Raw genomic sequence first — 6,829 nt, forward strand, 5'->3', positions numbered from 1 at the left:
CTCCGTCAGTCACAAGCAAGGAGCAGACAGATGAACAACACACGAAACGTTCTGGTTACCGGCGCCACCGGCCAGCAGGGCGGCGCGGTCGTTCGCGCCCTGATCGCGCGGGGACACCGTGTCAAGGCGATCTCACGCAAGCCGGACAGCGATGGCGCAAAGCGGCTGGCCGCGGCTGGGGTCGGGGTCGTCGCCGGCGATCTCAACGATGGCGCATCCGTGGCGAGGGCGGTTGAGGGCGTCGATACGATGTTCCTGATGGGCAATAGCTACGAGGCCGGGACGGAGGCGGAAACGCGCCAGGGCATCACCGTGGCCGATGCGGCAAAGGCCGCCGGCATCGGTCACCTGATCTATTCCTCCGTTGGCGATGCGGACAAGAAAACCGGCATTCCGCATTTCGACAGCAAGCACCTCGTCGAAAAGCACATTGCAGACCTCGGCATTCCCTATACGATCAGCGCGCCCGTCGCCTTCATGGAAAATACGGTGGCGCCCTGGGCGATCGACGGGTTGCGCCAAGGCGTCTATGCCGCTGCCCTGCCGCCGACCCGCCCGCTGCAGCAGATCACCATCAAGGACATCGGCGCTTTCGTCGCAGCACTGGCCGAGCGGCGCGAACAGGTGTTCGGCAAGCGTTTCGATATTGCCGGTGACGAATTGTCTGGCGAGCAGCAGGCGAAGATCCTGTCCGAGACGCTCGATCGGCCGATACGCTACCAGGAGTTGCCGATCGCCGCCATGCGGCAGCAGAGCGAGGACGCGGCGCTGATGTTCGAATGGTTCGACCGCACCGGCTACGACGCCGACATCGCTGCCCTGCGCCGCGATTTCCCTGATGTCGGCTGGCACAGCTATGCCGATTGGGCGCGCGGCTTCGACTGGAGCGTTCTCGGCAAGGCATCCGCCTGATACACTCCCCGTCGTCCCCGGCCTGAACCGGGGACGACGGGGAGCCTGACCCGCCTCGCGCAAGGCGACGGATCGCTCGGCTCCAAGGCGATAGACCATCGTTGTTGAAGAGGGAGGTTTCCATGCCGTCGAGTTTCAATGTCGAAAGTGCGGATGGTTATGAGCGGCTGATGGGGCGCTGGAGCAAGCGGCTGGCGCCGATGCTGATTGATTTCGCCGGATTGGCGGATGGGGATCGTGTGCTCGATGTCGGCTGCGGCACCGGTAGCCTGGCGTTTACGCTGGCGGAAAAGCCGAGTTTGCGGGAGATCGTCGCGATCGATTATTCACCGGTTTTTGTCGAGGCGGCGACACGACGCAACACCGATCCGCGGATCACGATCCGGCAGGCCGATGCCTGCGCACTGCCGTTCGAGGATAACCGCTTCGACCGGGCGATGTCGCTGCTCGTGCTGCATTTCGTGCCGGAGGCGGGCAAGGCTGTTTCGGAAATGGCTCGTGTCGTGCGCCCGGGCGGTGTGGTGGCCGCCACCGTCTGGGATCATTACGGCGGCATGCCGGTCATGCGGATGATGTGGGACACGGCCGTCATGCTCGACGAGGACGCGCTGCCGCTGCGCCGCAAATATTGTTTCCAGCCGATGATGCGGCCGGGGGAGATGAAGCAGGGTTTTGTCAGTCAAGGCCTTGTCGACGTCGAGGAGACATCGCTGCTGATCCGGATGGAATACGGCTCCTTCGAAGACTATTGGGAGCCGATCGCCGCAGGCGAGGGACCGCTCGGCAAGTATGTCTGGGGGCTTGAGTCAGCGAAGCGAAAGGCGCTCGGCGTTGCCATGAGAGCCGCGTATGAAGCCGGCGAGCCGGACGGGCCGCGGTCGTTTGCGTCGGTGGCTTGGGCGTGTCGGGGCAGGGTGGCTTAAGTCACGTTGCGGGATGCGCCGACGCATAAGAGAGCCTCATCCTGAGGCGCCCCGCAGGGGCCTCGAAGGACGGGGCGGGTGCGCTGGGCGGTTGTGGTTGCAAGGAGCAATGGTAAGGCGTGCGCTTCGAGGCTCCGCCCTGTCGGGCTGCGCGCCTCACCATGAGGGAGGTTGGTTGGCGCCGCCCCATGGATAGGAGCGCCGAGAGGTGCTTCGCCACCGAGCCGCCGCTCTTAATCACGACAAACGTGATGGAACTCGGTCAGCATCGCTGCCGTTGTTTCCGCTGTCTCCGATTGCGAATGCGCTTTCTCGCAACCGCAGCCCTGACAGCCGCAACCCGCCCGTTTTGGGCACCCCTTCCGACGGCATCCGGAATTGCCCGCCTCGCCGCCGCTTTCGGACGGAGGAATATCAGATGTCCGCTTTGGAAAGCCTGCGCCGGCTGACGCCGCAGCAACGCAACACCGTCATCGCCAGCTATCTCGGCTGGACGCTCGACGCCTTCGATTTCTTCATTCTCGTCTTCGTTCTTAAATATATCGCCGAGGAATTCCATACCGACGTCCCCGCCGTCTCGGTGGCGATCTTCCTGACGCTCGCCATGCGGGCGTTCGGCGCACTGATCTTCGGACTGGCGGCCGATCGATACGGCCGGCGCATCACGCTGATGGCCGACGTGCTGCTCTATTCGCTGTTCGAATTCCTCACCGGCTTTTCCACCGGCCTCACCATGTTCCTGGTTCTCCGAGCACTCTATGGCATTGCTATGGGCGGTGAGTGGGGCGTCGGCGCCTCGCTGGTCATGGAGACGGTGCCGGAGGAAAGCCGCGGCATCGTCTCAGGCATCCTGCAGGCGGGCTATCCCTCGGGCTATCTGCTCGCCTCGATCGTGTTCTTCCTGCTCTTTCCCATCATCGGCTGGCGCGGCATGTTCTTCGTCGGCGCGGTGCCGGCGCTGCTGGTGCTCTACATCAGGCGCAATGTCGAGGAGAGCCCGGCCTTTCTCAAGCGGCAGGCGGCAGGGCGCCGGCCGTTCCTGACGGTTCTGCGAGAAAACATTCCGCTGTTCATCTGGGCGGTGCTCCTGATGACGGCGTTCAACTTCTTCAGCCATGGCACGCAGGACATCTACCCGACCTTTCTCGAGACCCAGCGCAACTATTCGACCCATACGGTCGGCGCCATCGCCATCGTCTACAATATCGGCGCGATCTGCGGCGGCCTGTTCTTCGGGGCGCTGTCGCAGCGGATCGGCCGCAAGCGGGCGATCGTCATCGCCGCGCTGATCGCCGTGCCGGTCGCGCCGCTCTGGGCCTATGCGCCGGGGCCGATACTGCTTGCGATCGGCGCCTTCCTGATGCAGTTCTTCGTCCAGGGCGCCTGGGGCATCGTGCCGGTGCATCTGAACGAGCTGTCGCCGGACGAGGTGCGCGGCACTTTTCCCGGCTTCGCCTATCAGCTCGGCAACCTTCTCGCCTCGGGCAATGCCACGCTGCAGGCGGGGCTGGCGGCCCGCTGGGATGGCGATTACGCCTATGCGCTGCTGGTCGTCGCGGCTGTCGTGGCGCTCGTCGTCGCCCTGCTCGCCGGCTTCGGTTACGAGAAGAAGGATGTGCGCTTCGGCTCGGAGGAGGGCGAAGCGCCGCAGGGCGCGATACACAGCGCCTGACTTCTTTTCGATGGAGGCTGCGCCAAGGGCGCGGCCTCCTATTCGCTGCTCAATACGGTATTCTCAGGTATGCCCTTCGCCTCCGGCGGCGGCTACCGCGAATAGACGCCAGCCTGCGGTACATCCGCGGCCTGTTTTGCCTGACCGGTGCTTCAATGGGGCGGCTCGCCTCCTGGGCCGACACGACTTTGCAGGCGCATATGCGATCGTAGAAGACCTGTCCTTTCCACTCGGCGAACGGCAGGAGCCACCAGGCCATGATCGCGACTGTCCAGATGCCGTAAAGCCAAATCGTACTGATGTCTGAAGGCGTATATCCGTCGTGGAACATGGCAAGCAAGGCGTCGAAGTCTTGCGCCGGATAGGCCGGAAACAGCGAGACCGCGAATGCGGCGGCACTGAAAAGCAGGTTCGGGCTGAACTTCAGGATTTCGCGTTTCAACGCGGTGCCGAAGTCGGGGGCTTTGCCATCCACAGTCGTTACTTCGAGGAAGAAAATCGCCTTTCCGACTGTGCGGCGGCCATTCGCGGAGAAGCAGGCGAAAGCCAGCATGATCAGCATGGTGCTGGCTATGCCTGATATCAAATTGGAATAGGCAGGTATGGTTCTGGCGACCGGGTTACCGTCTGCGTCCAGAGGGATGGTCAGCACTTGAGTTGGCGTCACGTAATCCCACGGCTCCATCAGAATTGTTGTCTGCAGGTATTGGTGCTTTCCAAACCCGAATTGGCGGAGTTCGCAGATTGCGGTGGTGCGAAATTCGTTCGGCTTCAACGGCCAACCTTCTTCGATTCGCTTGGCAAGCTGAGACGGCACCTCCGGGACGCACTCAATCGAGCTCCATCCGGGGAAGCGGAGGCTCGGAGGAAGGGCGGTTGAAATGTAATAAGCTGCTGCAAGGATGATGGCTTGAAAGATGAGGATGTCGACGGCAAAGGCCGCAAGGCGTTGCCAGAAGTAGCGTGAAGGCAAAGCAACGGGTTGCTGCACCGCAGCCAGATTGTCCATATGGTCCCCTGTCCATGCGGCGCTTTGAGTCTGTCCAATAATAGATACGAATATCCCGGTGACTAAAACAATGTTTTGCTGCCGGCGATCCGCATCGCCTCGATGGCCTGAGACGATCGGTCCGCGCCCCAGGGCTTGCCGTCGAATGGCGTCGTGCTAGGTAAGGCCCGCCGGTATCTCGCCGGACCGACCGTTTCCTCCACAGCCGAGTTGCTCCATGTCCTTTTCTCCCGCCGCCCTCTGGCCCGTCGTCATGCTGTTTGCGTCCAACATCTTCATGACCTTTGCCTGGTATGGCCATCTCAAGCATAAGAGCAGCGCCATCTTCCTTGCCATCGTCGTCAGCTGGGGCATCGCCTTCTTCGAATATTGCCTGGCGGTGCCGGCCAACCGCATCGGCTCGGCGGTCTACACGACGGCGCAGCTGAAGACGATGCAGGAGGTGATCACGCTCCTCGTCTTCGCCGGCTTCTCGATCTTCTGGCTCGGCGAGGACCTGACCTGGAACCATGCGATCGGCTTCGCGCTCATCGCAATCGGAGCATCTTTCATTTTTCGGGCGTAAATCTTAGCTTTTTCAACAGATTACAAATCGTCCATGTCCTGATATCGCCACATTTCCTACAGATTGGCGTCGCAATCGGCTGGCAGCCTGTCACTACCACGTGATCAGGAGTTGACCGGCCATGAGCCTCTCTTTCCCGACGATGGCGGCGATCCGGTTCGGCTATGGTTTCCGGCCGGGCGAGCAGCCGCCCAGCAGCAAGGATGAGCTGATCGGTCAGCTCAGCAAGGCGGCGGTGGCGACGCCGGACTTTCCGCTCGGCGGTCCCGAGACGCGCCATCGCGCGATCCTCAGCCTGCAGGCGCAGCTGAAACAGATTCGGCAGGATGCCAAGACGGTGACCGACGATACGGCGCAGCGCGAGATGCGCAAAGGCGTGCAGCGGCAAGCGCAGCAGCAATTCCAGCACGATGCGAACCTGCGGCTGATGCAGGCGGTGTTGTCGCCTTACGGTTTCTACGAGCGGCTTTCGACCTTCTGGACCGATCATTTCTCCACCAGCGCCAATAAGAGCCTGCCGATGCGCCTCATCGTGCCGCTCTACGAGGCCGAGGCGATCCGGCCGTTCATGTCGGGCAGGTTCGGCGACCTGCTGCGCAGCGCCACCGCCCATCCGGCCATGCTGATCTATCTCGATCAGGCAGATTCGCTCGGGCCGGATTCGGCCGGCGGCATCAAGCGCAACAAGGGACTGAACGAAAATCTCGGCCGCGAACTGCTGGAACTGCACACGCTCGGCGCCGGCAGCGGCTACAGCCAGGCGGATGTGACGGCGGCGGCCATGGTGCTGACGGGCTTGACCATCGACCGCAAGGAGATGGACATCGCCTTCCGGCCGAATATCTCCGAGCCCGGCGCGCATCAGGTGCTCGGTGTCAGCTATGGCGGGCGCAAGCGCTCGCGCGACGATTATCTCGACATGCTCGACGATCTTTCCGTCCATCCGAAGACGGCGGCGCATATCAGCCGCAAACTGGCAGTGCATTTCGTCTCCGACCAGCCCGACGAAGGCATGGTGTCCGACATGGCAGCCGCCTGGAAGAAGACGGATGGCGATCTCACCGCCGTCTACACCGCCATGCTCGACCATCCCGCCGCCTGGCAGAACGAAGGCGCCAAGGCGCGCCAACCCTTCGACTATGTCGTCGCTGGGCTGCGGGCACTGAATGCGGGGCCGGTCAACGGCGTCGTCGGCAGCTTCCTGGCGGCCAACCAGCAGGGCACTGAGGAGGGCGACATGGCGGCGAATACGCCTGGCATGGCAGGATCGCCCGTGACGACGGACCCTGCCGGCGAAGGGAGGGACAAACGGCTCAAGGCCTTCCGGACGGCGCGGGCGCTGGGGCAGGGGGCGCTGAAGCGCATGGGCCAGCCGACCTGGCTGCCGCCGAGCCCGGCCGGCTTCGAGGAAGGTTTTTCCGCCTGGATCACCGGCAGCCAGCTTGCCGAGCGATTGGCCTGGGCAAGGCGGGCTTCTGCGCAGTTCGGCCGCGACGAGGACCCGCGCGAGTTCCTGAAATCGACGCTTGGGGATGCGGCGCGCGACGAGACGATCCGGGTGGTGTCGCAGGCGCCGAACAAGATTAGCGGCTTGACGCTGGTGCTGGCATCGCCCGAATTCAACCGCCGCTAAGCAGACTTTCGTTGGCAACCCAACGCTTCGTCTGCTTGGCTCATTTGTTTTGTCGCAGGTTCCGACCGGAAAACCGCTGGAGACTTTTCCGGAACCTGCTCAGGAGGCCCCGCCC

6 protein-coding genes are annotated in these 6,829 nt (G+C 63.0%); 5 read left to right on the forward strand and 1 reads right to left on the reverse strand.

Annotation, left to right across the window (positions count from 1 at the left end):
* Positions 1–30 precede the first annotated feature (30 nt).
* From QMO80_RS21825 to QMO80_RS21835, 3 genes are all read left to right on the forward strand, one after another.
* Positions 31–912 (forward strand): NmrA/HSCARG family protein, encoded by an 882-nt coding sequence (locus QMO80_RS21825; protein WP_283198345.1) that lies wholly within the window; start codon positions 31–33, stop codon positions 910–912.
* 122 nt (positions 913–1,034) lie between these two features.
* Complete coding sequence (locus tag QMO80_RS21830) at positions 1,035–1,835, forward strand: class I SAM-dependent methyltransferase (protein ID WP_283198346.1); 801 nt, start codon at positions 1,035–1,037, stop codon at positions 1,833–1,835.
* A 418-nt stretch (positions 1,836–2,253) separates the two neighbouring features.
* Complete coding sequence (locus QMO80_RS21835; RefSeq protein WP_283198347.1) at positions 2,254–3,507, forward strand: MFS transporter; 1,254 nt, start codon at positions 2,254–2,256, stop codon at positions 3,505–3,507.
* A gap of 49 nt (positions 3,508–3,556) precedes the next feature.
* Here the strand turns inward: QMO80_RS21835 and QMO80_RS21840 are convergent, their stop codons facing one another.
* Positions 3,557–4,516, reverse strand: coding sequence for an RDD family protein (locus tag QMO80_RS21840; protein WP_283198348.1), 960 nt, complete (start codon positions 4,514–4,516; stop codon positions 3,557–3,559).
* A 217-nt stretch (positions 4,517–4,733) separates the two neighbouring features.
* Between QMO80_RS21840 and QMO80_RS21845 the strand changes: the two genes are divergently transcribed.
* Together QMO80_RS21845 and QMO80_RS21850 are read left to right on the forward strand one after the other, a co-directional pair.
* The gene (locus QMO80_RS21845; RefSeq protein ID WP_283198349.1) at positions 4,734–5,081 is read left to right on the forward strand and encodes a DMT family protein; all 348 of its coding nucleotides are present in this window, start codon (positions 4,734–4,736) and stop codon (positions 5,079–5,081) included.
* A 121-nt stretch (positions 5,082–5,202) separates the two neighbouring features.
* Positions 5,203–6,714 carry a DUF1800 family protein gene (locus QMO80_RS21850; RefSeq protein ID WP_283198350.1) on the forward strand — a complete coding sequence of 504 codons (1,512 nt, stop codon included), beginning with the start codon at positions 5,203–5,205 and terminating at the stop codon, positions 6,712–6,714.
* Positions 6,715–6,829 lie beyond the last annotated feature (115 nt).

This window comes from Rhizobium sp. BT03, assembly GCF_030053155.1.
Classification (GTDB): Bacteria; Pseudomonadota; Alphaproteobacteria; order Rhizobiales; family Rhizobiaceae; genus Rhizobium.

Coding starts and splice junctions, on each gene's coding strand:
- QMO80_RS21825 (WP_283198345.1), top strand. CDS start 31: ATGAACAACACACGAAACGTTCTGGTTACCGGCGCCACCGGCCAGCAG.
- QMO80_RS21850 (WP_283198350.1), top strand. CDS start 5,203: ATGAGCCTCTCTTTCCCGACGATGGCGGCGATCCGGTTCGGCTATGGT.
- QMO80_RS21840 (WP_283198348.1), bottom strand. CDS start 4,516: ATGGACAATCTGGCTGCGGTGCAGCAACCCGTTGCTTTGCCTTCACGC.
- QMO80_RS21830 (WP_283198346.1), top strand. CDS start 1,035: ATGCCGTCGAGTTTCAATGTCGAAAGTGCGGATGGTTATGAGCGGCTG.
- QMO80_RS21845 (WP_283198349.1), top strand. CDS start 4,734: ATGTCCTTTTCTCCCGCCGCCCTCTGGCCCGTCGTCATGCTGTTTGCG.
- QMO80_RS21835 (WP_283198347.1), top strand. CDS start 2,254: ATGTCCGCTTTGGAAAGCCTGCGCCGGCTGACGCCGCAGCAACGCAAC.